Here is a 25,884-nt window from a genome sequence, read left to right as displayed (position 1 = left end):
ATATGGTGGGTGTGGTTGTACGTGTGTTAGACATGAAGAAGTGTGAAAAAAGACTTGTGGGATGTCTGATTCCTAAATCGGGTAAGCGCTTTCTTCAAGCAGTTAAAAAAAAGGTCTTCGCCTATCCATCTACAAACATGATGTTCGGTGTCACCTCCTTATGTTCTAATTATACGACATGTAAATATTACTGTAAATTGAATTATATAAATTTAATTATATTTTTTTCCATAATCCAGGCAGGAATCTGAACATCCCTTGCCCCTCACCACAGTAAAGGCTCATCATGGCCATATGCCACAATGAACCTTGTGTTTTTCAAGGTCGAATCGACCGCTCGTCTAGCTAGTCATTACATATAATGCCTTGTTCATAGTTTCCTACGTCTACGGTAAAACGACAATGTCTCCCGGTTTCAACCCACTAACCACTTCCGTCTTGTCCCCCGTTTCCATTCCAGCCTGGATCGTCAGCGGCTCGGTCTGTCCGTTCCCTTTGTCTAACAGTACGTAAGGCTCAGTCTGATCCCGCATGATCGCGAGACTGGACACTACCGTCACTTTATCCTTCCGCATTGTCTCGATATCGCCTTCCAGACTCACGCCTCCATACATTCTGGCGTCCGGCTTCAGATCAATGACCACGTCAAACTGTGAAGCTTGCTTGAGGTCCGTATCGGTACTCTTGCGGGCGAATTTGGATACCTTACTCACCTTCCCGGTGAATTGCAGGTCTTTCTGCGCTGTCATTCGCACCTTAACCGGCATTCCCACCTTGAGCCTGAACATTTCTTCCTCACCGACGATCGTCATAAATTTCAGTTTGCTGATATTTGTAATGGATCCGATCAGCTGTCCTTCCGTCACCGCACGTGTCTTGCTATCCTCTTCATTCATCTGAAATATACCGGAAGCGGAAGCATATACAACAGACTTACTTATCACTGCCTGCTTTTTCTGTATCTCCTTCTCCTTGAGAACCAATGCTTTTTGATTCAATTCATTCGTCAGGCGTTTGCCTTCCCGGTCTGCAAATGCCTTCTTGCGCTCCTCTTCCGTCACGCCAAGCGTCTCACTCATATTCGCCTGATCCAAGCTAACCTGATTCATCTTATTTTCCAGCTGGGCTTTCTCCAGATCACTCTGCAACTGTTCAACTTCTGTTTGCAACGTGGAAGTATCGAGGGTGAACAGGATATCGCCTTTGCTCACCTGCTCACCACTTTTCACGTTCCACTGCTTGATGTTGGAAGCATACGGAGCGAAGATATCCGTCTGATCGGTGTATACGGATTTCCCCTTCACCTGTATCGTTTGCGTCATCGTTTCCTGTGTCACATCAAAGGTAATCGGGGGTGGCATCTCTATAGGTGCCTCCGGTTTTGGCTTGTACTTTTCATATAACCAGTACCCCGCACCTGCCAAAAGTACAACGGTGATGATGATTTTAATCCATTTCTTCATGTGCCCTATTTCCCTTTCGCTGATAAAATTACATCGATTTGATCACAGTTAATGCATTGGTCCGAGATGCGCTGATTGCCGGATATATACCCGATACAATGCCAACCAGAACAGCAAAAACGATGCCCAGTGGCAGAGCCGACTGCTGAATAACGACGGTCATCGGACCATTCATCTGATCTGCCATCTGACTCGCCAGCAGACTGTTCACCCCGCCGAGGGCAGCAAAGGCAATCCCCACACCAGCCACACCGCCCATTAATCCAAGCATCGCTGCTTCCGTAATAAACATCTGGCGGATTTGCCACAGATTTGCGCCCAGCACCTTCATTACACCAATCTGCTTACGCCGTTGATGCGTAGACATAATCATTGCTACAATAATGGATAATGAGGCCAGCAGCATGATAAAACCACCGATGCCCAATGCCGCTTTTTGGTACATCGCCAATTGACCTGACATCGCTTCCTCCTGGAACAGATTGCTCTGTGTGTTTAACGTTAGCTTTTGGATCTGTTCTTCCACCTGAGATACATAGCGTTTATCCTCTACCTTGACCAAGGCCGAGTTAAGATGTTTGGCCGAACTATTGTCTGTCTGTTGCAATCCAAGCTCATCCTGCAATGCACGAGCTGTATCGAGTGGCAGATATACTTTTTTGTCACCCTGAGCAGTCATATCATCCATATTGGAGGGTTTCATTAGTTCTCCAGATACACGTATGGAGCCGCTCATTCTGGTTTTGCTTGCATTCACAAAGTCTTCATATCGAAATTGAACATGCTGCTGGACGAGCTGATCCTGCTTCGATGCAATCGCCATATACTCTTCCAAAAGCGCATTGTTGTATGGATCAGCATTCAACTGCTCGAATAACTTCTGAGTTACTTTCGGGTCTACGAGTCCGAATGCGGTCCCATAACTGGTCACCGCCATACGACCATCTTCCGCACCACGCCCCTCAGCATACTTGTATCCAAACCCACCCAGGGTCTCGAGCTGTGTACCAATGACTTCAACATAGGTACTGCGACCATCTGGAAGCACCATTTCCAGCGAATCCAGCTTTAACATGGGAGCCACGGCAACCACATGGGGGAGCCTTTGGATAATCTGGATCTTTTCCAACGTCAACGCGCCCCGTTCAAACTTCGATGTCTGACCGCTCCCCTTGCCGTTCCCTGTACGAATGCCTTCATTGGGCGTAATCGTAATCTCATCCATCTTGTAATTGTCGTTTAATGTTCTCTCGCTATAGGTCTGTACGGACTGCCCCACACTAAGTGCAATGATCATGGCGGCAGAGCCGATGGACAGCCCCATCATGCACAACAGAGTGACCATTTTTCTGCGAATGATCTGTCCCCAGGCCATACGTGCTACATCCCGTATTCTCACATTTCCTCTCCTTTTGCCTCAAACTTTCCTTACAGCTTCTTCGACCAGTATCCCATGTTGCAGGGTAAGAACGACCTGCATCTGCTCGGCGACCTCTGCTTCATGTGTCACAATCACAAAGGTTGTATTCATATCCCGGTTAAGCTGCTGCAAAATCGCAATGATCTCTTCCTCCGTCTCGGTATCCAAATTTCCCGTCGGCTCATCTGCAAAGATCACCGAAGGTTCGGTAATGAGCGAACGTGCAATACTGACACGTTGTTGTTGACCGCCCGACAACTGGGACGGGAATAAGCTTGCCTTTTCCCCCAGTCCAACCTGCTCCAACAGCTTCAATGCTTTTGCTTTGCGTTTCGAAGGGCTTACACCCATGAACACCAAGGGTAACTCTACATTTTCCCGGATCGTAAGATTGGACAGCAGCTCATAGGATTGAAAAATAAACCCGATATGATTGCGCCTGAACTCCGCCAGGCGATTTTCACTGAAACGTACAATATCTTGTCCAGCAATTAGAATCTTGCCCTGATCCGGTTTCATCAGCCCCGCCATCAGATTAAGCAGTGTAGACTTGCCTGAACCCGAACTGCCCAGCAGGGCCACCATCTTGCCTTCTCCAATCGTCAGGTTGATATCTTGAAGAACCGGCACGGTTCCCTGGCCATTGCGGAACGAGTGGGATAACTGTTCAACTTGAAGCATTGCTACATGTCTTCCTTTCTACTTACTAAATATGTACAGAGGTTGTTATGTAAAGATTCGCGTCGTACATTCCCTTTTATTATAGGGTCGAGATGTATCCGGACTGGCCGGAGTTGTATCCAACTTGTAAAATATCAAAACAAAAAGACCTTGTCCGCAGAGTAGCTATCGCCAGCTCCATCCAGACCCAAGGTCTAATATTCTTGTACCTTTTGCCGCTTACCAGGCTCTAAAACTAAAGCGGTACATCTCACTTTTATCCATCGTGCTGCCCACTGCAAATAGCTCATCGTCATTCCATTTCAGATTGATGAAGTTATCAATATTGCGGTAGATCACCGTATCCGACGAAAGATTGCTGTCATTCAGGTAGGCAATATGCAACTCATTCTTCTGATTCTGATTATCCATCGGGTAAAAGTATGCGATTCGCGATTCCTCTGCATCCAGTTCGAAGTTCCAGATGGAACCTTTTAATACCAGATCATACTGCTCCTGTGCTGCACGATACCGATACAGCCCCTGTACCTTATTCATCGTTCCCTGGATGAGCATGTCACCACTTTTCAGTAACTTGAATTGTTGAATGTCTTCCATTGCAGCATATGCCATCACTTCATGCTCGTCCTCAAGCGATACACGATAGATGGCATAATTGTCTTTTAGCATCACCAGCATATAAAACTGTTTCAGGTCTTCACTAACCTGCAAGACATCCATCACGATAAACGTATCATTCGAACTTTTCCCTTGTCTTGGTCCTGTGAACATGTCCATCAGCTCATCATATGTGTAGATGACTTGACTCGTCCCCTGGCTCAGATCTACTTGTTTGAATAAGAGATCATCCTGACCGATGTAGGATTCGTTCCCTACAAACACTCTATAATAGGAGTTGTCGTTCGGAAGCTTGCGACGTTCCCCGCTTTCAATCACATACTCATACGTCGTCTTCAGCGTCTGACCCGCCCGGTATTGGGAGTATATGATCTTCTTGTGATCCGGGCTGATCGCTACACCGTAATCTGTATTACTCGCAATACTCTTCACTTCATTATCATCCAGATGCAGGAGAGACAACTGAAGTCTGGAATAGGAAGATTCCAGTTGATTTAATATAATCGTGTTCCGGTCTACCACTTCAAAATCAAAGATCGGAAAGTCATTTGGAATCTTGGTAGCTGACTCGATCTGAATTGTGCTGCTCGGTGGCGGCGCCAGACGGCTATTGAATTGCTCACCTGGCAAAATTACGGTTCTTGGTTTGAGGTTTGCGATACTGAACAGGCTGCCAATCCCGAAGATTCCGCTGACAAATGCAATTAACAGCCCTGACAGCATCAATCTGTCGCGGTTTTTACGCCAAAATCCGGGATGTCTCATGTGTTCATTTCCCCCGGAAGACTGATATTTACTTGTGTCCCTTGACGCATGATACTCTTCATCTCCACTGTTCCTCCGTGACGTTCAACGATGTTCTTCACAATAGACAAGCCGAGCCCCGCGCTGCCTTTCTCCGCCCTATTGATCTCTTTATCCTGGTAAAAAGGTTCAAATACATGCTGAAGTGCCTCAGCACCAATACCCTCTCCCTGATCACGAATTACGATAGCTATGACATCAGCCAACCGGAAAGATTGCACCTCGATGATTGAATTCACATCACTGTACTTGATTGAGTTATCCAGAACGTTAAGGAAGACCTCCTTCAACTTATCCCGATCTCCCTGTAAATACTGATGTTCCTCCAGCTCATAATGGATGCCTATATTGTACTTGCCCGCCTTAATCGACATGTCCTCACAAGCTTCACGAATGATGTCCGATACATCTATACGTTCAAATCGGTACGCCTGAATGACCGCAGACGAGACCGACACCTCCAGAATATCAGCAACCATCGTGTTGAGACGCTGGCTTTCCTTGATAATATAATTCATGCCTTTGTCAAAAAAGTCCTGATCGGTGAATCCGTTATCTCGCAAAATCTGGGCGTATCCCAGAATCGTCGTGAGCGGTGTCTTTAATTCATGCGTCACATTGTCAAAAAAGACTTTGCTTCGCGCCTGTACTTGTTTCACTTCATCCCGCTCCCGCTCAATCACATCAATCTGCTCCCTTATCCGATCAATCATGACGGTGAAGCTTGAAGCCAGTTCACCGATCTCATCCTTGGTGGTAATCTGGATGTCTGCGTTCAGACTCCCTTGGGCCACTTCGGCAGAACGTTTCGTGAGTACACGGATGGGTTGTGTAATTTTCCGGGAAATAAAGATAGATGCGATAAATAAAAATACAAAAATAACCGCTGCGAACAGCTTGATCGTATTTTGAAAACGAAGGTTGCGTTTGAACAAATCCGTATAATCCTTCTCCATCTGTACGATTCCAATCAATTGTTGATCCATCTGGAGCGGGAAGGACAGACTGGCCGTGACCTGGCCTTTATCCACAACTGTGGTGTACGCGATTCGGGAGTGTTTGGCTTCTTCCATATCAGGATGGTCAGACTGCTTAGCCACGTTAACCTCGTTGCCCACCGATCCGTATGACGAGGCATCAGGACGAAATACTGTAATCTCCCCTCCAACGGCTGATCCAATCTGCTCCGCGAGCTCGCGACTTCCGGCTTCGAGCGAGTCTCTGCTCATTCGTTTGTTATGGATCAGGAAGTATTGATTCAGCGCGATGTCCAGATTTCGTTTGGATTGCACCATATCCTCATGCACTTCCCGGTACATATTCTCCTGAGCTACCTTATTGGATAGAATCAGCAGAACGGAGAATCCGATAAAGACGATGACAGAGAATAACACCACCATTTTGAACTGGATCGTCCACTTCATGTCTGTACCTGAATATTCAGCTTGTACCCCACACCGAATACCGTTTCAATCATCGAAATGCCTTGCACACCACTATCCAGTTTCTTGCGAATCCGTTGCACATGAATGTCCACTGTTCGGGTATCCCCTGCAAAATCAAATCCCCATACCTTGTCCAGCAGTTCAGAACGTGTATGAACCTTACGATGATGGGTCACGAGAAATAACAACAGATCATATTCCTTGTTCGTAAGTCCTGCCCGTTCCCCGTCTTTCCACACTTCCCGTTCATCCTTGCGAATCTCAATATGCTTGCCTAGCCTTACAACCTCATAGGACTGATTCTCCAGTGTCTCGCTGATGAGATCAATCCGGCGAAAAATCGCCCGAATGCGCGCAACCACCTCCCGGATATCAAAAGGTTTCGTGATATAATCATCCGCCCCAAGCTCCATGCCAAGTACCTTGTCCAGCATGTCCGACTTCGCAGTGATCATGATGACAGGTATCTTGGAGTTCACAGATAATTGTCTGCACACATCAAAACCGCTCATATCCGGCAGCATCAGATCCAGCAGGATCAGATCCGGCTTCGAATCCCGAAGCAGATCCAGGCCCTCTTTTCCCGTAGCTGCTTCCTTGATCTCAAATCCTTCCTTACGTAACGAATAGGACAAAATATCGCGAATGGACTCCTCGTCCTCAATAATTAAAATCTCTTTTTGTCTCATGATACTTTCGTAATCTCCCTGCTCTATGAATTTCCTTCATCTGCCTATATTTTGTATCCCAAGCCGTATGCTTGGATAGAGGGAAGCACGAAATGTTACAACTCCGATACAACTCTGAACCTTTTGGAAACAACCTCCCGATATACTTGGATCATAAGAGACTCATACCAGACCGGACCCATGCCTGATCTGTATCCAAGGGGGATTCACATCATATGAACAGCACACGAATTAATGAAGCTTATATCAACTATAAATCAGAAATCACGAGGTATCTATCCCATATCGTCAAACAACCGCAAGATGCAGAAGATTTGGCACAGGATTGTTTCATTCGATTAATGAACGTTACCGTGGATATCCCTGAAGATCGCATTCTCTATTATCTCAAACGCATTGCCCGTAACCTGGCGATGGACAGCTTCCGCAGGCGGACCCGTACACTGAGACGAGACAGCCGTCTGGAGGTACCTACCCACCACGTCGATACATCCCACCTTGAAATTAGCGAAGGTGTTCATGATCTTGTTTCCCATATTAACAACACCGAACATCGTAAAATATTAGAACTTCGCCTCATCCATGGATACTCCATTAAGGAAACGGCAGAGCTGGTGAATCGGAGTGAAGGTATGATTAAATCCTCTGTCTTCCATGCCGTCAATCGAATTCGGGCCAAAGTCATCTCATAAGAGATGGCTTTTTTAATGCCGAAATCAATATACGAAGGTAGATTGGATAAATAAAGACAGGATCGAATTACCTATGGATATGTCAAAAGACCCAATTTTACAAATATCGAGTTAATTTTTACAAATTGTTATGACTATGTGAGATTTTCATGTGGTAGAATATGGACGAACTCATGAATCAACTAATATTTGGGAGGGATTTGGTTGGATAAATTAACAGGTATGCGAGGAGTATTTTTAAAATCACTCCTGGCATTGTCCATGGCTTTGCCACTTCAGATCGGATTATGGAACGGAGATGCATCGGTTCATGCGGAAGGACCGACAGACCCGGCACCGTTCATCCAGGCAAAGATTGTGAACCAAAATGCAGGTAAGAAAGTACTATTCGACAACTCTCACGGCCAAACGGCTGGAGCTGCAGACTGGGTGATTGATGGAGGTTTCTCCGACTTCGGGAATGCACTCGCGAATGATGGTTACGATGTCAAAGAACTTCGCAAGACAACTCCATTTACCTATGATGATCTGAAAGAGTATAACGTATTCGTTATTGCAGAGCCTCAAATTCCTTTCAAAACATCCGAACAAGCAGCACTTAAACAATATGTTGAAACAGGCGGCAGCATCTTCTTTGTTGGAGATCACTATAATGCCGACCGTAACAAAAACCGCTGGGATGGCTCTGAGGTCATCAACGGCTATCGTCGGGGAGCATTCGAAGATCCAGCCAAAGGTATGAGCACTGATGAGCGTAATTCTGAAGTGATGCAAAATGTAACCGGCTCGGACTGGTTGTCCGATAACTTTGGCGTACGGTTCCGCTATAACGCACTTGGCGATATCAACGCCAATATCGTCGTACCGGCAGATCAAGCCTTCGGCATCACAGAAGGGGTATCGGCTGTAGCCATGCACGCCGGTTCAACACTTGCAATCACCGATCCGGAAAAAGCAAAAGGTATTGTGTACCTGCCAAAAACCAACGCAAAATGGAATAACGCGGTAGACCAAGGTGTCTACAACGGTGGCGGGATTGAAGAAGGTCCTTACGTAGCAGTATCCAAGCTGGGCGCAGGTAAGGCTGCTTTCATCGGTGACTCCTCTCCAGTAGAAGATGCATCACCAAAATACTTGCGTGAAGAGACTGGCACACGCAAAACGACGTATGACGGTTTCAAAGAAGCCGATGATGCCGTGTTGCTCGTGAACACCGTGAACTGGCTTGCTACACAAGAGAACTACACAAGCCTGACTGAAGTGAACGGACTTGAACTGGACACAGCTACAGCGTTGTTGCCATTCGAAGAGCCGGCTGCTTCCACAGAACCACAGGCTGAACCTTGGTCCGCACCTGCTGCCGGATACAAGTGGTACGATCGTTCCACGTTCAAGGCTGGTTCTTACGGCGGCCCTGCATCCAGTGCAAATGCTGCCTACAGCTTCGTGAAACAGGATACTCTCCCAAATGCAGAAGACTTCCAGGTTCGTGTAGTTGTGGAGAACATGCCACCCAACACAACCGTATCCGGTTATAGTGCCGGTATCTATCTGACTGGCGGAACACAGGTCGCCATGATCCAGAATGAAAGTGGTACTTGGCCGACTTCGTACGGCTACAGCTCCACATTCAGTGTAACCTCAGACAGCAAAGGTCGCGCGATCAAAGATCTGAACGTACGCATCAAACCAGGTACAACTGGCGCTGCCAGCTTGCGTCTGCGTCTGAATGGTAGCAACCTGATCACTAATGCCGTGACCGTAGGTAATGTGCCAGCAGAACAGCTTCCAGAAGAAGAAGGACCGATTCCAGCAGGTATCACCGTTGCTGAAGCACGCACCAAAGCAGTTGGCACTACCGTAACGATTGAAGGTGTTGTGACGACAGAGCCGGGTGCATTTGGTGGACAAGCCTTCTATCTTCAAGATGAAACTGCTGGAATATACGTGTTCCAGCATACTAGCGGCTTCCATGCTGGTGACAAGGTGAAAGTAACGGCAGCAACAACCATCTATAACAGCGAGTTTGAGCTTACCGATATCGTTGCGATTGAGAAAACAGGTACAGCCTCCGTACCTGCTCCAATCGAAGTTACAGCAATTACAGATGCGAACCAGGGTCAACTGGTTCAATTGAAGGATGTAACAATCGAGAATATCATCAGTGCTACACCAGTTGGATCATTTGAATTCGACGCGGTAGCAGCAGACGGAACAAGCACGCATATCCGTGTAGACACCCGTACAGGTGTGACAGATACTTCCTTCCCTTATGTTGCAGGGGACAAGATCAGTATCACAGGCATTTCCGCTATTTTCAAAGATGTATATCAATTGAAACCAAGAAGTTTGAATGATTTTGTACCTGCTGTAGATCAAGGTGGAGGCGAAGTGCCTTCCACTCCAGCTGCAGGAGCACCGGGTAAACCGATGCTTTCTTCTGATAATGGATATACCACTGGCCTGTTCGAAGGTTCGTATAACGTAAACATGAACCTCTGGTGGGGCGAAAATGGTTCCGAGTACAAACTGTATGAGAACGGCGTTCTAATCGATGCACAGAAGTTGACTGCGGCTTCACCATCGGCTCAGTCCTCCAAAACGGCTATTACAGGTAAAGCCAACGGTACGTATACCTACGTAGCCGAGCTGACCAATGACAAAGGCACAACACGCAGTGACGTGCTGACAGTACAAGTAACCAATGCTGCTCCAGGCAAAGCTACGTTGTCCCAAAACAACTGGGATGGTGATGGCAACTATAACGTATCCATGAACCTCTGGTGGGGTACAAACGCAACTGAATACCGTCTCTATGAGAATGATGTATTGATTGATACACAAGCGTTGAACGCAGCAACACCAGCTTCTCAAAGTGCTACAACTGAATTGTCCGGTCGCGCTAACGGAACGTACACGTACCGTGCTGAGCTGATCAACGCCGCAGGCGTAACCAGCACCGAGACAATTACGGTTCAAGTTACTAAAGCATTGCCTTTAGCTAGCTAAGTCTCAGCAAAGAAGCCTAACATTTCACCAAGCAACGAAAAACCGAAACCAACATTGCCTGATTCACAGGGCAACATGGTTTCGGTTTTTTTCATTCATTTCAAACGTTCCGGCTCATATCCATTCCTAACAAATAGAATGCTGTTCCATACAGCAAAATAAGCGGCCACGGCGATGACACTAATGACAAAAATTAAGTTCATGTTCGCAAACGTATAACCGCTTCCCATGTAAAAGATCAGAATCACACTGAGTCCAATATTTTCTCTGTTATGTTTTTTAAACTTCTGAAAAACCATTCTGTACAGTAATAGGAGTACCATAAACCCAATCCATATATTTTGAAGTAATTCCATAGGTCACCTTCCTTATCCCTGAATTCCCTTTATATAGAAACCTATTAATTTTACATGTATTTGGAAAATAATTCAATCATCTTTATACATATTTTTGGAATTCTCTTATTCCTCGACGGTTAGCTGAGCAACAAGAACGCACCGTTGTTTATTTGCAGACAAAAAAAAGACTATCCCTGCCAATATTCCGGCACCGAATAGCCCTCTCTTCTTACGCTATCAACTTATCTTAATTTATCATCTAATATATTCGTAGCGCCATATTAACTCTACACCAGCTTCTTACGAATATACCCCGAGATCAAGTCGATAATCGTGATCATCACGATAATACCCAGCAGGATTATACCTACTCGCGGCCAGTTCCGGGTGCTCAATGCAAAAATCAGTGGTGTACCAATCCCCCCTGCTCCAATTACACCCAGTATGGTCGCGGAACGTACATTGATCTCGAAACGATACAATGTATAGTTCAGGAATCCAGGCATAACCTGTGGCAGGATGGCAAACCACAACTGCTGCATACGATTGGCTCCGGAAGCAAGCAGCGCCTCAGATGGACCATAGTCGATATTTTCAACTTCATCCGCGTACAATTTTCCTAACATACCGATGGAGTGTAACCCAAGGGCGAGAACCCCTGCGAACGATCCGGGACCTACTGCCTTAATGAACAACAAGGCCATGATAATCTCAGGGAACGTGCGGATAAAGCTGAGTACCATTTTACCTGCACCCGAGATGGAACGATGCCCACTCATGTTACGGGCAGACCAGAATGCAAACGGGATACAGAGCACGGCCGAGATTACAGTACCTAGTACGGAAATTGCCAACGTGTCTAGCAGTCCGCGCAGCAAGTCTTCTCCTTCAGGCAAATATACAAACGCCCAGTCCGGTGAGAAAATTCCGGCTACAATGGCTTTCATAATCTGAGCGGCAGTTTCCTTAAACCCAGTAAACGGTACACCGGCAAGAGCCCAGACATACAAGAGGATTAACAGTAATACAATGACCCAGCGTAGCGGGTTTTTCCGTGGTTTTGGCCGGATGCGGCTTGTTTCATTTTTCATCATAGCAATTTCTCCCGCAGCTTAGTACTTACATAATCAATGACCAGAACAATGACGAGGGTAAACAGAATGATTACGCTGGTCTTGTCATACTCCAGGAATCCAAGTGTTGCCTCATAGTAGAGTCCAATTCCTCCGGCTCCCACCAGTCCCAGAATGGCAGCGGCACGTATATTAATTTCGAAGGCATACAGCACATAGGATGTGAACTGGGCAGCCAGTTGCGGCACCACGCCATATACAATGAGCTGAATCCGGTTCATACCAACAGCCGTCATCGCTTCCAGCGGCCCCTGATCAATGGTTTCCAGCGTCTCATACGTCAGCTTCGCGATCAGACCTATCGAGAACACAGCCAGTGCCAAGATTCCGGGGATTGGCCCCAAACCAAACACAGCAACGAACAAAGCAGCAAGCAACAGATCCGGCACGGTCCGAATCAGGTTCAGCAGAAAGCGCGCCGGATAGTAGATCCAGCGACTTGGCATCAGGTTACCGGCACAGATAATCGAGACCGGAATCGCAATAATTGCACCAATGGTTGTCCCAATCAGGGCCATTCGAATCGTTTCCAGCATGCCTTGCACGATATTATCAAAGTAACTCCACCGGGGCGGAAACATCTCCTTCAGCAGATCCAACATGTTGGGGAAACCTTCAAACAACTCCGTAAAACTGGCATCCGTCTGTTTGGCACTAGCCCACAAAAGGAGCAGAATGATCACTAAGGTGAGCAAATGTTTCGTACGCCCAGGCGGTTTCGGGCGATTCACAACTTGAGCCGGGCTGGAACCAGGTTCCTTCCCCACTCCGCCTGAATTCTGAAGTGGAACGTTGGACTGCCCCTTCATACCACAACTTCTCCCTGCTCATGCACAGCCTGCTTGTCCAGCAATTCGTCGGCCAGAATCGGTCTGCCGTAAATCTCTGCAAAGCGCTCATCCGTTGCCTCTTCCACCGGGCCGTCGAAGACCACCTCACCTGCTCGCAATCCGACAATACGGGTCGCATACTCTCTCGCCAGATCAATAAAGTGAAGGTTGACGATGGTCGTAATCCCAAGGTCCTGATTAATACGTTTCAGGTCATCCATAACCTGCTTCGTTGTAAGCGGGTCGAGTGAAGCAACCGGTTCGTCGGCCAGAATGATTTTTGCTTCCTGTGCCAGTACACGGGCAATAGCCACACGCTGTTGTTGTCCACCAGACAACTGATCTGCACGGGAATAAGCTTTCTCCGAGATATTCACACGATCCAGCGCAGTGAATGCCAGTTCAATATCCTCTTTTGGAAAACGACCCAGAATGGTACGCATGGTGGAATGATATCCAACCCGTCCAGCGAGTACGTTACGAAGTACACTGGACCGTTTCACCAGATTGAAACTCTGGAAGATCATGCCGATGTCACGTCTGATCATGCGTAACCGTTTGCCTTGTGCCTTCGTGATGGAGCTTCCGTTAATCAGAATCTCTCCCTCACTAATGTCGTGCAGTCGGTTAATGGAGCGTAAGAGCGTTGATTTACCCGCACCGGACAGGCCCACAACAGCAATGAATTCACCCTGCTCAAATTTCAGATTAATATTATCCAGGCCCTTGGTGCCGTTAGCGTAAGTTTTGGTAACGTTATGAAGCTCAATCATGACAATATCCTTCTTTCATTCATAATGATCAACCATACATGAGTCCTTGCTATAATAGCACAAGCCAGCGCAGCGTAGATCACGCTGAACTGGCCTGTCCATTGCTACGATTAAGCTGTTCCCATCCAAGAAAGCTACTACAAAGTGAACAGATCCCGAACTACTTTTGGATCAGAATTATTCACCTTTCACTTTTTCGCCATACTGACGAACGATCTCAAACTTGCTATCATCGGACTCTACATAACCTTCATGCGTATAGATTTCTTTGATGATCTGGTGACCTTCAGTATCTTTACCGATATCGATGAAGGCTTGTTTGATCTTCGCAGTCCAATCTGCATTCATGTCTGTACGAACGGCAATGGTATCGTTAGGAATAGGCTCAGTAAACGCCAGTACACGTGTATCTTCAAATACAGTCGGATAGTCTTTAGCTACCGTGTTGCGGGCATCCTGGAAGATAGCTGCTGCATCAACGTCACCGTTCAATACAGCGATAACTCCTTGGTCATGACCTTTCAACGTTACAGGTGTTACATCTTTTAATGGATCAATGCCTCTGTCCAACAACAGACCTGCTGGCCATACATAACCTGCGGAAGACGTTACGTTTTGGTAAGCGACTTTTTTACCTTTAAGGTCCTCGATGGATTGAATCGGCGAATCTTTTTTCACAATGAACATGGATTTATATGAATCTGCCAGTTGCTCTGTAGGAGCTCCTGTCTCATCATTTACACCGAAACGTTGTGCTTGCAAAATAACCTGCGCAGCGCCTTTTTCTTTAGCCAGTACATAAGCTGTCGGAGGCAAGAAACCTACGTCTACTTTGTTGGAAGCCATTGCTTCAATAATTGTGTTGTAGTCGGTGGATACGCTGACTTTTACCGGAATGCCCAGTTTGTCACCAAGCAGCTTCTCCAGCGGTTTCGCTTTGGCTTCAAGCGTGTCTGCGTTCTGGGAAGGAACAAATTGAACCGTCAATTCAGTTGGCACATATCCTTCGACAGCTTTCTCTGTCTCTGCCGTAGACGTACCGGATGCATTAGAACTCGCATTTTCCCCGTTAGCCGAACCTGTTGTACTACTACTAGACCCACAAGCACTCAGAAACAGAACCAAAATCAACAATGGTAAAAATAAAGCAGACTTCTTCAAACGAACACCCTCCAAAGAGTTTCTATTTTTCAGTACTTATCTACTATAGTTGCCAAATATTAGCGCGATGTGAAACGAAATTTGGAGTTTTGTAAAGTTTCCTGTCAGGCTGTCAGCGCGACTTGTATCTGTTAGAATAGGCTCATTATGGTTGAAGATATAGGAAGAACATCGGAGATCACGGCGTATGCTTCGGTTCTTCAGGCTATTCATTCTTCTCCGTTTTATGGTAATTCCATATATCTGAACTTATATATTAGAGGAGATTGTAAAATGACATCCACAAACCATACGGCAAGCTTCGATATTCTGTATACCAGTGATCTGCACGGGGCGATCCGTCCCATTCATTACAATACCAATGCCTACCGCCCCGCTGGGCTTGCCCTGCTGGCTTCCCTGATTCGTAAGGAACGTGAACGTTCACCTGAATTGATGCTGGTGGATAACGGGGATCTGCTGCAAGGATCACCCTTGGCCTCCTATGCAGCTTCACAGGTTTCCACAAACGAAGTTCATCCATTCATAACGGTACTGAATGAACTCGGTTATGATGCTGCGGTGATGGGCAATCACGAGTTTAACTATGGTCAGAGTCTGTTGCGCGGAGCAGTTGAAGCTTCTAATTTCCCCTGGCTGTCTGCCAATATTGTAAAAAATGAGCAACCAGATGTACCTGCCTTCGGTCCTCCGTATCTAATCAAAACCTTATCTTCTGGCGTCAAAATTGCCCTGTTGGGCGCAACTACGCATTACATTCCAAACTGGGAGCACCCGAAAAATATTGAGGGTTTACAGTTCCTTGATGCCTTGGAGACCATTCGTACATGGGTTAGCTATATACGCGAGCATGAACAACCAGATGTAATGGTTGTCAGTTATCACGGCGGATTTGAGAGTGATCTGGAGACAGGCGAGCCCGCAGAACGGTTAACTGGAGAAAATCAAGGCTATGCCATCTGCCGGGACATCGAAGGTATCGATGTGTTGCTTACCGGACACCAGCATCGTCAGCTTACCGCTAATATTCATGGTGTAACCGTCATTCAGCCGGGCTTCAGTGGAAATGGTGCGGGGCATGTATCCATTCAGTTGGAACAATCATCGGGCGGCAAGTGGCAGATTACAGATAAACAGGCTCGGTTGTTACTTCTGGATGAACATCATGAGGTTGAACCTGATGCAACCGTCATGAAACTAACGGAAGAGCTGGAAACTGAGGCACAAGCATGGCTTGATCAACCCATTGGCGAGGTGGCTGGGGATTTATCCATCACCAATGCTACGGCTCTGCGACTCAAGGCACATCCATTCATTGCTTTTGTACATCAAGTGCAGATGGAAGCGACTGGAGCGCAGCTCTCCAATACCGCCATGCTGAGTGAAGAAGCTCGCGGTTTCGGGAGTCACATCACCGTTCGGGACGTATTATCCAACTTCATCTATCCTAATACTCTGACGGTACTTGAGTTAAGTGGTCAGGATATCCGGGAGGCACTGGAACAAACGGCACGTTACTTTGAAGTGAATGCTTCTGGTGAGGTGGCAGTCAATCCGGCTTATATGGAACCCAAACCCCAACATTATAATTACGATATGTGGTCTGGCATGGAATACGAGCTGGATATCTCCCAACCTGTTGGCAGTCGAGTTGTAAAGTTGGAACATGAAGGCAAGCCAATGGACATGGATGGCATGTACTCTGTGGTGATGAACAGCTACCGCGCTGCTGGCGGCGGGGATTATGCAATGTATCCGGGCAAAAAGGTACTGCACGAAGGTGCCACGGACATGGCCGCACTGGCGGAGGATTATATTCGCAGACACCAGCCGTTAACGGTGGAGCAGGCTAATAACTGGAAAGTTATTGGAAGTTAAATGAGAAAGAGCAGGTCCTGTGATCAGGATCTGCTCTTTTGTTTTCAACCTATTGCTTACTTGTTCTTGTTGAATTATCCTGTCCTGTCCCGTTATCCGACATATTGAAGAATTAACTGATATAACGCTATTGAAAATCCTAAGATACTCGCTTTCATTTTAGATGGATGATTTCTTTCGCTGCGAATCAAATAAAAGAAAACCAAAATAAACCCTGCGGGGATCCATAGCTCAAAGACACCTTCTGATGTACTTTGAGAATAAATTGGAGTAATGAACGTACTGATCAAAAAGTAAAAGAAAACCGTAAAACGTCTTGTTTCTAACTGCTTGCTCCACCTTACTAGAATGAAAATAATAATGATTGCGATAATCGTAATGTGTAAAGGGGGAAAAAGAAGAGCAGCATTCCCAAATTTAAATTCCATTCCGCATTGCCCTCCTCTCTTTTAATGCATCACATGACTGACTACAGGCATACGTGTAAAAATTCATTCTCATGCTTCAAAACCGCTGGCAACCTTCCAAAATCGGACCTATTCCAATATATCCTTATTTTAACATACAATCACAGTTCCATTTCCCACGTTTATTCAATAAAATATGCAAAAAGAGCAGAAGTGAGGAGCACCGTGCCCTCATCCCTGCTCATTTTACATACCTACAAGTTTTTTTCTAATACATGTCACATATTATCCATAATGACTACTGAGCTTTTTTACGCAGCTGACTGTAATACAGCTCGCTGTAGAAACCGCCTTGTTCCAGCAATGAATCATGCGAGCCTTGCTCCAGTAGTTGCCCATCCTTCAGCACCAGAATCCGGTCGGCCTGACGGATCGTGTTCAGCCTGTGGGCAATGACAAAGCTGGTACGGCCTTGCATCAGGCGTTGTAGCCCTTCCTGGATTTTAATCTCCGTAACAGTATCAATACTGCTCGTCGCTTCGTCCAATACAAGTATGGATGGATCTGCCAAGATTGCCCGGGTAATGGCGAGTAGTTGCTTCTGCCCCTGACTAATGCCGCTCCCGTCGGCCTGGAGCACTTTGTCGTATCCATCCTTCATCCGTACAATGAAGGAATGGGCATTAGCCAGCCGGGAGGCTGCTTCCACCTCTTCATCCGTCGCGTCCAGACGGCCAAATCGAATATTTTCCCGAATCGTACCCTGAAACAAAAATGAATCCTGTAATACAAATGCCATATGTGACCGCAGATTCTCACGCCGAATGGTGGTCATATCGCGTCCATCTACCGTTAATGTGCCACCTGTTGGATCATAGAAACGGGATAACAGCTGAATTAAAGTTGTTTTCCCCGCTCCGGTCGGACCCACAAGGGCAATCATCTCCCCCGGTTTGGCTTCAAAGCTGATCTCATGCAAAATGTTACGCCCTTCATCGTATCCAAAGGATACTTTGTCGAAACGAACGGCTCCCTCTACCTTGTCCAGAGATACCGCTGCCCCTTCATCCTTCGCTTCCTCATCTTCATCCAGCACCTCAAATACGCGCTCAGCCCCCGCAATCGCGGACAATAACGTATTCCACTGGTTCGCCAGATCATTCAGCGGACGGGTGAACTGACGGGCATATTCCACAAAGATAATAATCACCCCGACCGTAACGGAACCCTGAATCGCCAGAATACCACCGATGCCCGCCACAATCGCAAAGCTCAGGTTGTTCAATCCATTCATCAGTTTCGGGATAAAACCAGAGATCGTCTGTGCCCAGAAACCGGAAATCCGGATGCGGGTATTTCGTTCCTCAAAACCGCGAATCACTCGCTCCTCTTGGGAGAATGCCTTAATGATCCGCTGCCCGGATAAAGTCTCTTCGATATAACCGTTAAGTTCACCGAGATTGCGCTGCCGCTCCTTGAAGAGCGGTCCCGTTCTGCGCGTAATCCAACGCATGCCGATGGCCATCAAAGGCACAACGATAAAGGTAAGCAGGGTCAGTAGCGGACTGAGCCAGAGCATAACCCCAAATGTTCCGAGCAGTGTTAGTACACTCGAGAAAATCTGGATCGCCGAGCTATTCAACGTACCGCTGACATTCTCGATATCATTGGTCACCCGGCTCATAATCTCACCCTGCTGGCGTTTACCGAAGAATGGAATCGGCAGCTTGTGCAGATGGGAGAACAGATCATACCGCATGCGGAACACAGTTTCCTGTGCAATTTCGATCATCCATATATTTTGTAACCAAGACGTAAGAGAGAACAAGACATACACTGCAGTTAATCCAATCAGAAACCGAGTCCAGCTTGAGTCGACTTCACCCGCGATGAAATCATCCACGGCCACCCCTACCATGTAAGGGCCAAGCAAAGCGAGTGCGGAGCTGGCAAACACCATCAACAGTACCATGGACAGCTTAACCTTGCGACGTGCCAGATAGGTCCAGATACGACCTAACGTACCGGACCAGTTCTTCGCCCGTGCCTTGGGTTTGCGACCACCACCTGATCGTAACGTCTCCGGATCAATCGGCGGTGGCGGCTGACGGAAAGGCTCAATGAATGCTTTGAACATGCTGTGCACCCTCCCCGTATTGTGATTCATGGATTCGACGATACAGCTCTGACGATTCCATCAGGTCTTCATGTTTTCCTTGCCCAATGAGTTGTCCATCATCAAGTAGCAGAATCAGATCCGCCGAAGTGGTCGAACTGATCTTCTGGGTGATGATAAACGTTGTACACGACAATTCTTCCAGCGCATCCAGCAGTCTGCCTTCTGTAGCCACATCCAGTGCACTTGTGCTATCGTCCAGAATCAGAATCCTTGGTCTACGTACCAGTGCTCGTGCAATGGAAAGTCGCTGCTTCTGTCCACCGGAGAGATTAACTCCCCGTTGACCCAGCAATGTATCATAACCGTTTGATAAATTCTCAATCGTTTCATGGATCTGCGCGCGCTTTGCGGCTTCCACGATCTCATCCAAGGTAGCATCTTCCTGACCCCAGGCAATATTCTCCCGTATGGAACCGGTAAACAGGACAACTTCCTGAGGCACATAACCAATCGCACCACGCAACATGGACAGATCCAGCTCTGATGCATCGGCACCATCAATCCGTACCTTTCCTTGATCCTCTGTGTATAATCGTGGAATGAGCTGTACGAGCGAAGATTTGCCTGAGCCAGTTGCTCCCATAATGGCAATGCGCTCCCCCGCTTTTGCCGTGAATGTAATGTTATCCAGTACTGTAATTTCACTATTCGGATAACTGAAGCCTACACTGCGGAATTCAACCGCTCCCTGTACAGCTCGCTGTTTCTTCGCCGGGTATACAGATTGCGGAAAATGCGAAGATTTCACAGATCCAGCAGATGGTACAGACGCTGATAACAACTTCGTCTGTTCAGTCTCCGACGTGTCCTCCGTATTAAACACTTCATTCAGTCGTTGCGCCGAAGCGCTTGCTCTGGAGAAGGTTACCAGAATCCATGACAACGCAGACATGGCACCAATTGTACGAAGCAGGTAGTTAATGACAGCGACCACTTCACCCACAGTTGCATTACCGGAGGCAATGTCGACTCGTCCAAACCAAAGCACGGCGATGATACAAACGTTCATCATTAGTAGCATGAACGGCATTGTGGTCTCCGTCAGGCGCAGCGCGGAGATTGTGCCTTTCATCAGCTTGCCGCTGAAACCGGCAAAGCGCTCAATCTCATGGCCCATCCGTACGAAAACACGGATCAGCCGAATGCCTGTCAGATTCTCCTGGATGACTCCGTTGACGGCATCCAGTCTGCGCTGCACATTGCGGAACAGCAGCGCTGCCTTTTTGATCATCCACACCACAACAATGAGCAGTACAGGCACCATGACAACCAGCAGCAGACCCAGCCTCGGGTTCACGATCACTGCCATAATCATGCTACCAATCACCACAAGGGGCACACGCGTCATGAAGCGCAGACTCATGAAGACGGTGTCCTGAACCTGGGTCACGTCCCCCGTTAATCGTGTAATCAGGGACGACGTCGCGAACCGGTTAAAGACGGCATAAGAGAACGTTTGCACTTTCTCATACAGCTTCTCCCGCAGATCGTATCCGAACCCCAGACTTGCATGGGATGCAAAGAACGAACTCGCAATTCCGGCAGCAAAGGCCACAACAGCACTACCAACCAGCACACCGCCCCACAACCAGACGACAGATAAGTCTCCCTGCTGAATCCCGTTATCGATGATCTTGGAGATCAGATAAGGCTGAGCCAGCTCCACCGCAAGCTCAATTAACATCATGACCAGGGCTGCAATCGCGGCAACTCGGTACTTCTTCAAGTAGTACAACAGCTTGATCATAAGCATTCCTCCGGCTTGGAGCACCCTAAACCGATAACACGTTCCAGCTCAGAGCCTCCATTAGACATGTTGTTTTCTCCACAGCGTCCAATATGTAATCATTTCTATGTACACATATGGTTATTATAGCGTATTTTACAATGCCGCTTCTATTCTTATTACCCTACTTTTCCCATTACAATAAACTTCTCTTCATTTTGGCAGTAAAAAAAGGAAGGTCTCCCTCCCCGCGCTAGTTAAGTGCTTACAGCTGATGTAGTTTTTCACTTAGATACTCCCGACGTTTCACCACATATTCGCGAATTCTTTCCGGTTCACCTGCAAATACATCCATGGGCCATTTCATGTAAGGATCTTTGTTGACATCTTCACGAATCTCATTGTGTAACCGATTCACCAAGGGCATAATTCGCTTCTCTGTAAAAGCATTCATCAGATGCTGTCGCAACAGCTTCTTATATTGCTGACGGAAACTGCGGAATGCCAGCAATCGTCCAGTAAGTCTGTTATACCCCTGAATACGAACAAGATTGGGGTCAACTCGTGTTCCATAACAGTTCCTCCCCCAAGTACCCTCATAATCCCAAGGCAGGATGCCATATTTACCGCTTTTGATTTTCTCATACCATGTGTAATTCTGATGAAATCCGTCGAAGTTCCCTGTAAGTACAGCTCCACTTAACCAGCGTAAATAATTGTCTGTATCCACCCTCGACTGTAAAAAACGAAACAATTCCAGTTTGGACTTAGTGTTCAACTGCTGAATAAAGTTACGCAGCCTTGTGCGATCCACATTTTTGCCACGAATTAAGCTGTACCCTGACAATAGATCGGTACTTGTTGAAGAGGAATCCGAATTTATCGTAAAACCAGCATGATCATTCACCGCATAGAAGATACTGCGCACAGGGATTTTCCTTTGGCGAAAAAAGAAGGATTTCACTCCTTCGATCCTCAGGTATACACCCAGAAGCTGCCCGTTCAGATAGAGTACGCAGTGTTGTGTAGACGGTGCGGGTACACGAATCGACTCAAAAAAACGAAAAGAAAGTGCATTACGCAACAACGAAGGATCATCATACTCCGCATTAAAATGATACGTCCGGCTGGATGTACGAATCTCAAATGATTTTTTGGGATAACCGCGTGTATGTCCTCCCCGGTATCGAAGCCGGATCGGAAACGGCTTGCCGTCCATCTGCATCGTGCTGTTCACAAATGTCTCTGACCATATATTGGACGTTAACTGTTGATATTCGGTTGGAGACAAGCTGATATGGTAGACAGGTAGAGCCATTTCCATCCGCCTTTCGAGTACCTGTAAGATTCGCCCGTAGGCTCTTACATCATCCTATGCAGATGCACAGAAAGTCGTACGGGCAAATGCACAGTTCTGATACTTATCACATCCCAATTCACTTGTCATAATGCGGAAAAATCGAGTTATTAATCTATAAATTTACATCATTTTCATAGATTATAGCCGAAATGGTATAAATATAGTTAACTGGCTAGTCCCTCCAAGAAGCATGTCACATATGCTTAAACTACAGACAGACACGAATGACGAATGGAAGGGATCATAATTACATCCACCATTTTTGTCCATCTGAACTTATATCATGGAAGGGGTCAAACACAATGTCTATGAATGGTCAAGGAATAAGAGGTTTGTTGGGAAGAGAGATTAAGATTAACCGGGGAGGACCTGATTCAGTACAAGGTACACTTACGGACGTACGCTGGGACTATATGGCGATGAACTGCAAAGAAGGAATTGTCTACGTTAATGAATCACATGTCAAAAGCATAACAGATACAGGCCGTTCCGGTGGTAACCGAAATGCAGCCATGGGGAATCCTATTCCTTCCAACACGTTTTTGGGCGTTATGCAAGCACTCCGCTTCCGCCGTGTTCAGATTAACCGGGGAGGACCTGAAAAAGTCGAAGGCATCCTGGCCGATGCCAACCAGAACCAATTGATCATGACTTTGAAAAATCAGGAGATTGTTCGTATTCCGATGCAACATGTGAAATCTGTATCCCTCGTACGTGGTGGCGGGAACAACAACAATAGCAGTAATAATACAAGTCAAGGAAACCAAGCAGCCCAAGGTAATCAGGCGGCTCAAGGCAACCAGTCGCGTGGCAATCGTTCTCAAGGGAACCAAGCAGCTCAAGGCAACCAAGCTCAGGGGAATAAGTCCGGCGGCAACAAGTCGCGGAGCAGTCAAGGCAATCGTTCTCAGGGGCAACGAGTTCAAGGAAATCAATCCCAAGGCAATAAGTCAGGTGGCAACAAGTCGCGAGGCAATCAAGGCAACCAAGGCAGTCAATCCCGTGGTAACAAATCCGGCAATAAAAAGAAGTAAATAAAATAAACTGACAACTTAAGTTATCTACCAGCTTAAAGGGGGGAATTATCATGTTGATCTTCGTCGCATTAGTCTTGATAGGTGTGCCTTTTTACTGGATCGTTACACCCGGAAGGCCCACTCCATCCCATGAACATCTGCTTCAGGCTTCGTCAGGACTTCTCCCCCTGGGAGGTGAATCACAGTAAATGCCTGACTACCAGTTGTGGTTAACCTTCGGGGTCTTTATCATCACTGTCATTTTCCTGATGTGGCGTCCCGGCGGATTGAATGAATCTATACCCACCTCGCTTGGCGCCCTTCTTCTTATTTTAACTGGAGTGAGCAGCTATGCTCACATTGTTGGAATCTTCGGGATCGTATCTGGTGCAGCCGTAACAATCCTCTCTACCATTGTCATGTCGATTATTCTAGATAGCATCGGTTTTTTTCGCTGGATCGCTTTGAATATGATTGAGAAAGCAAGAGGTTCCGGCTTTCGATTGTTCTGGCTAATTCTATTACTTTGTTTTCTCATGACCATCTTCTTCAACAATGATGGCAGTATTCTGATCACAACTCCGATCATTATTCGAATCTGTTCTATACTTCGTCTGAAAATGCATCAACAGTTACCCTACCTGATCTCCGGTGCTCTAATCGCTACGGCTTCCAGTGCGCCAATTGGACTTAGTAATCTGGCTAATCTGATTGCTTTGCAAATGGTTGGCTTAAATCTGAATACTTATACTCAGATGATGTTTGTGCCATCCATGCTTGCGATCATGGTGATGACTGTACTGCTATTCTATTATTTTCGCAGAAGTATTCCCAAAGTTATTCATCATTTCCCTGTATCCCTACAGTCTTCATCAGGTTCAGGATATCATCCGCTGCAGACAACTGAATCCGAGAATAAAGTAGACTGGTGGCTGTTCCGTGTCTGTATTGGTATCGTTGTATTTATCCGTGCAGGATATTTTCTAGCTGAGCAAGTCGGTATACGTATGGAGGTAGTTGCAATTACTGGTGTTATTCTCATGCTCGCTGTGCGTTGGTATCGCACCCGGACTGGACTCAAGGATGTGATAACACAAACGCCCTGGCACATTCTACTCTTTGCCTTCAGCATTTATGTCATTGTGGATAGTCTTCACCGCGCAGGCTTGACCGCGTCAATCATTCAGTGGATGAAACCTATAATAGAAGGAGGAAATGCCAGCATCATTGCTGTGTCGGGGTTAATGCTTACTCTGCTTTCCAATCTATTCAACAATTTGCCCTCCGTCATGATTGGGACCTTTGCTGTTACAGATCTTCCACTAAGTGAATCTCAACTGCATCTTGCGTATCTTGCCAACATTCTGGGAAGTGATATCGGAGCCTTGCTGACGCCTATTGGCACCTTAGCAACGTTAATTTGGATGTATATATTAAAGACCCATCATATTCGAATCTCTTGGAAACAGTATATGAAAGTTACCTTTATTGTGATACCAATAAGTCTAATTGTTAGCCTAATTTCACTATATATTTGGACATCTATTCTCTATTGAGAGGAGGAATACTGTGGAACTTCTTACTCATTGGCTGGGTAAATCCGTCGAATTGGAGCTGTCTGGCTGTAAACTACCGATCCAGGGTGAGATCATTGATGTAGGCCAGGATCTGATTGTAGTCTACGGAAACCAGCGATTTGTTTATATTCCACTTCATCATGTTCAATCCATGCATGTCAATACGGCAGATGATTCAAGTATAGTTTTGCCAACACCTGACCCCGAGATGGATCACACCAACATCTCTTACCGCAAAATGCTGATGAACGCCCGTGGACGTTTCAGTGAAATTTCCATCGGAGGGAAAACATTGCATGGTTATATTACAAATATTATGAATGACTACTTTATGTTCTACTCTCCGTTATATCATTCTATCTATGTTTCCATTAATCATCTAAAATATATTATTCCTTCCCCTACTAACAGCACACCCTATTCTCTTAGTAAGCAACATTTCCCTATGCAACCTTCGTCCATGTCACTCTCCCGTACACTCGATCAGCAACTTCATAAAATGATAGGTGAACTTGTTGTACTCAACCTCGGTTGCAAGCCTTACCGAGCAGGGTTATTGAAGAATGCAGACAACCACTTGCTTGCGTTGGTAGAAGCAGATGGGACTTCTTTAATTATGCATACCGATCATATCCAAACCATTCATCTCCCTTGAGTATCAGAATAACAAAAAGGTTCATCTGCC

21 protein-coding genes are annotated in these 25,884 nt (G+C 46.5%); 6 read left to right on the top strand and 15 right to left on the bottom strand.

Features of this window, described 5'->3' with window-relative positions; translation table 11 throughout:
* Positions 1 to 386: 386 nt before the first annotated feature.
* From MKZ13_RS05245 to MKZ13_RS05220, 6 genes are all read right to left on the bottom strand, one after another.
* Positions 387 to 1,463, bottom strand: coding sequence for an efflux RND transporter periplasmic adaptor subunit (locus MKZ13_RS05245; RefSeq protein WP_339182398.1), 1,077 nt, complete (start codon positions 1,461 to 1,463; stop codon positions 387 to 389).
* Positions 1,464 to 1,491: 28 nt separating this feature from the next.
* Positions 1,492 to 2,862, bottom strand: a complete 1,371-nt coding sequence (locus MKZ13_RS05240) for an ABC transporter permease (protein WP_221818936.1) — start codon at positions 2,860 to 2,862, stop codon at positions 1,492 to 1,494.
* A gap of 18 nt (positions 2,863 to 2,880) precedes the next feature.
* Positions 2,881 to 3,564, bottom strand: coding sequence for an ABC transporter ATP-binding protein (locus MKZ13_RS05235; RefSeq protein ID WP_221818935.1), 684 nt, complete (start codon positions 3,562 to 3,564; stop codon positions 2,881 to 2,883).
* 219 nt (positions 3,565 to 3,783) lie between these two features.
* Complete coding sequence (locus tag MKZ13_RS05230; protein ID WP_339182395.1) at positions 3,784 to 4,947, bottom strand: hypothetical protein; 1,164 nt, start codon at positions 4,945 to 4,947, stop codon at positions 3,784 to 3,786.
* Positions 4,944 to 6,410: a HAMP domain-containing sensor histidine kinase gene (locus MKZ13_RS05225; RefSeq protein ID WP_339182393.1), complete on the bottom strand. Its 1,467-nt coding sequence runs from the start codon at positions 6,408 to 6,410 to the stop codon at positions 4,944 to 4,946. The genes MKZ13_RS05230 and MKZ13_RS05225 overlap by 4 nt, the downstream gene beginning before the upstream one ends.
* Positions 6,407 to 7,120 carry a response regulator transcription factor gene (locus MKZ13_RS05220; protein WP_036606313.1) on the bottom strand — a complete coding sequence of 238 codons (714 nt, stop codon included), beginning with the start codon at positions 7,118 to 7,120 and terminating at the stop codon, positions 6,407 to 6,409. The genes MKZ13_RS05225 and MKZ13_RS05220 overlap by 4 nt, the downstream gene beginning before the upstream one ends.
* A 215-nt stretch (positions 7,121 to 7,335) precedes the next feature.
* Here MKZ13_RS05220 and MKZ13_RS05215 point away from each other — a divergent pair, with 215 nt between their 5' ends.
* The gene (locus MKZ13_RS05215; protein WP_076213502.1) at positions 7,336 to 7,812 is read left to right on the top strand and encodes an RNA polymerase sigma factor; all 477 of its coding nucleotides are present in this window, start codon (positions 7,336 to 7,338) and stop codon (positions 7,810 to 7,812) included.
* Between the two features lie 261 nt (positions 7,813 to 8,073).
* Positions 8,074 to 10,821: a DUF5689 domain-containing protein gene (locus tag MKZ13_RS05210; RefSeq protein WP_339185339.1), complete on the top strand. Its 2,748-nt coding sequence runs from the start codon at positions 8,074 to 8,076 to the stop codon at positions 10,819 to 10,821.
* Positions 10,822 to 10,916: 95 nt separating this feature from the next.
* Here MKZ13_RS05210 and MKZ13_RS05205 read toward each other — a convergent pair whose 3' ends face one another.
* The 5 genes from MKZ13_RS05205 to MKZ13_RS05185 all read right to left on the bottom strand — a co-directional run bounded on the left by MKZ13_RS05205 (position 10,917) and on the right by MKZ13_RS05185 (position 15,056).
* On the bottom strand, positions 10,917 to 11,177 hold the full coding sequence (locus MKZ13_RS05205) for a hypothetical protein (RefSeq protein WP_339182391.1): 261 nt from the start codon (positions 11,175 to 11,177) through the stop codon (positions 10,917 to 10,919).
* A 269-nt stretch (positions 11,178 to 11,446) separates the two neighbouring features.
* Positions 11,447 to 12,253 carry a phosphonate ABC transporter, permease protein PhnE gene (phnE, locus tag MKZ13_RS05200; protein ID WP_237176767.1) on the bottom strand — a complete coding sequence of 269 codons (807 nt, stop codon included), beginning with the start codon at positions 12,251 to 12,253 and terminating at the stop codon, positions 11,447 to 11,449.
* On the bottom strand, positions 12,250 to 13,101 hold the full coding sequence (gene phnE / locus MKZ13_RS05195) for a phosphonate ABC transporter, permease protein PhnE (protein ID WP_036672541.1): 852 nt from the start codon (positions 13,099 to 13,101) through the stop codon (positions 12,250 to 12,252). Before phnE (MKZ13_RS05195) ends, phnE (MKZ13_RS05200) begins: the two co-directional genes overlap by 4 nt.
* Positions 13,098 to 13,895: a phosphonate ABC transporter ATP-binding protein gene (phnC, locus tag MKZ13_RS05190; RefSeq protein ID WP_062837418.1), complete on the bottom strand. Its 798-nt coding sequence runs from the start codon at positions 13,893 to 13,895 to the stop codon at positions 13,098 to 13,100. Before phnC ends, phnE (MKZ13_RS05195) begins: the two co-directional genes overlap by 4 nt.
* A gap of 177 nt (positions 13,896 to 14,072) precedes the next feature.
* Entirely contained in the window at positions 14,073 to 15,056 is a 984-nt protein-coding gene (locus tag MKZ13_RS05185) for a phosphate/phosphite/phosphonate ABC transporter substrate-binding protein (RefSeq protein WP_307539471.1), read from the bottom strand.
* Between the two features lie 273 nt (positions 15,057 to 15,329).
* Here MKZ13_RS05185 and MKZ13_RS05180 point away from each other — a divergent pair, with 273 nt between their 5' ends.
* Positions 15,330 to 16,934, top strand: coding sequence for a bifunctional UDP-sugar hydrolase/5'-nucleotidase (locus tag MKZ13_RS05180; protein ID WP_339182386.1), 1,605 nt, complete (start codon positions 15,330 to 15,332; stop codon positions 16,932 to 16,934).
* A gap of 92 nt (positions 16,935 to 17,026) precedes the next feature.
* Here the strand turns inward: MKZ13_RS05180 and MKZ13_RS05175 are convergent, their stop codons facing one another.
* From MKZ13_RS05175 to MKZ13_RS05160, 4 genes are all read right to left on the bottom strand, one after another.
* Positions 17,027 to 17,362, bottom strand: a complete 336-nt coding sequence (locus tag MKZ13_RS05175) for a hypothetical protein (protein WP_339182384.1) — start codon at positions 17,360 to 17,362, stop codon at positions 17,027 to 17,029.
* Between the two features lie 277 nt (positions 17,363 to 17,639).
* Entirely contained in the window at positions 17,640 to 19,478 is a 1,839-nt protein-coding gene (locus MKZ13_RS05170; RefSeq protein WP_339182382.1) for an ABC transporter ATP-binding protein, read from the bottom strand.
* A complete protein-coding gene (locus MKZ13_RS05165) occupies positions 19,459 to 21,267 on the bottom strand; it encodes an ABC transporter ATP-binding protein (protein ID WP_339182380.1) in 1,809 nt (602 codons plus the stop codon). Before MKZ13_RS05165 ends, MKZ13_RS05170 begins: the two co-directional genes overlap by 20 nt.
* A 244-nt stretch (positions 21,268 to 21,511) precedes the next feature.
* Positions 21,512 to 22,537, bottom strand: a complete 1,026-nt coding sequence (locus MKZ13_RS05160) for a CotH kinase family protein (protein WP_339182378.1) — start codon at positions 22,535 to 22,537, stop codon at positions 21,512 to 21,514.
* A 371-nt stretch (positions 22,538 to 22,908) separates the two neighbouring features.
* On the opposite strand from MKZ13_RS05160, the gene MKZ13_RS05155 reads away from it, so the two are divergent.
* The 3 genes from MKZ13_RS05155 (at position 22,909) to MKZ13_RS05145 (ending at position 25,854) form a co-directional block, all read left to right on the top strand.
* Positions 22,909 to 23,640 (top strand): hypothetical protein, encoded by a 732-nt coding sequence (locus MKZ13_RS05155; protein WP_339182376.1) that lies wholly within the window; start codon positions 22,909 to 22,911, stop codon positions 23,638 to 23,640.
* A gap of 191 nt (positions 23,641 to 23,831) precedes the next feature.
* On the top strand, positions 23,832 to 25,178 hold the full coding sequence (locus MKZ13_RS05150) for an arsenic transporter (protein WP_315371678.1): 1,347 nt from the start codon (positions 23,832 to 23,834) through the stop codon (positions 25,176 to 25,178).
* Positions 25,179 to 25,191: 13 nt separating this feature from the next.
* Entirely contained in the window at positions 25,192 to 25,854 is a 663-nt protein-coding gene (locus MKZ13_RS05145; protein ID WP_036606285.1) for a hypothetical protein, read from the top strand.
* The last annotated feature ends 30 nt before the right edge of the window (positions 25,855 to 25,884 follow it).

Origin of the sequence: Paenibacillus sp. FSL R5-0701, from assembly GCF_037973995.1 — a bacterium.
Taxonomy (GTDB): domain Bacteria; phylum Bacillota; class Bacilli; order Paenibacillales; family Paenibacillaceae; genus Paenibacillus.
Note: the sequence above shows the minus strand (reverse complement) of the source record. Positions and strands in the feature narration are given on the sequence as shown.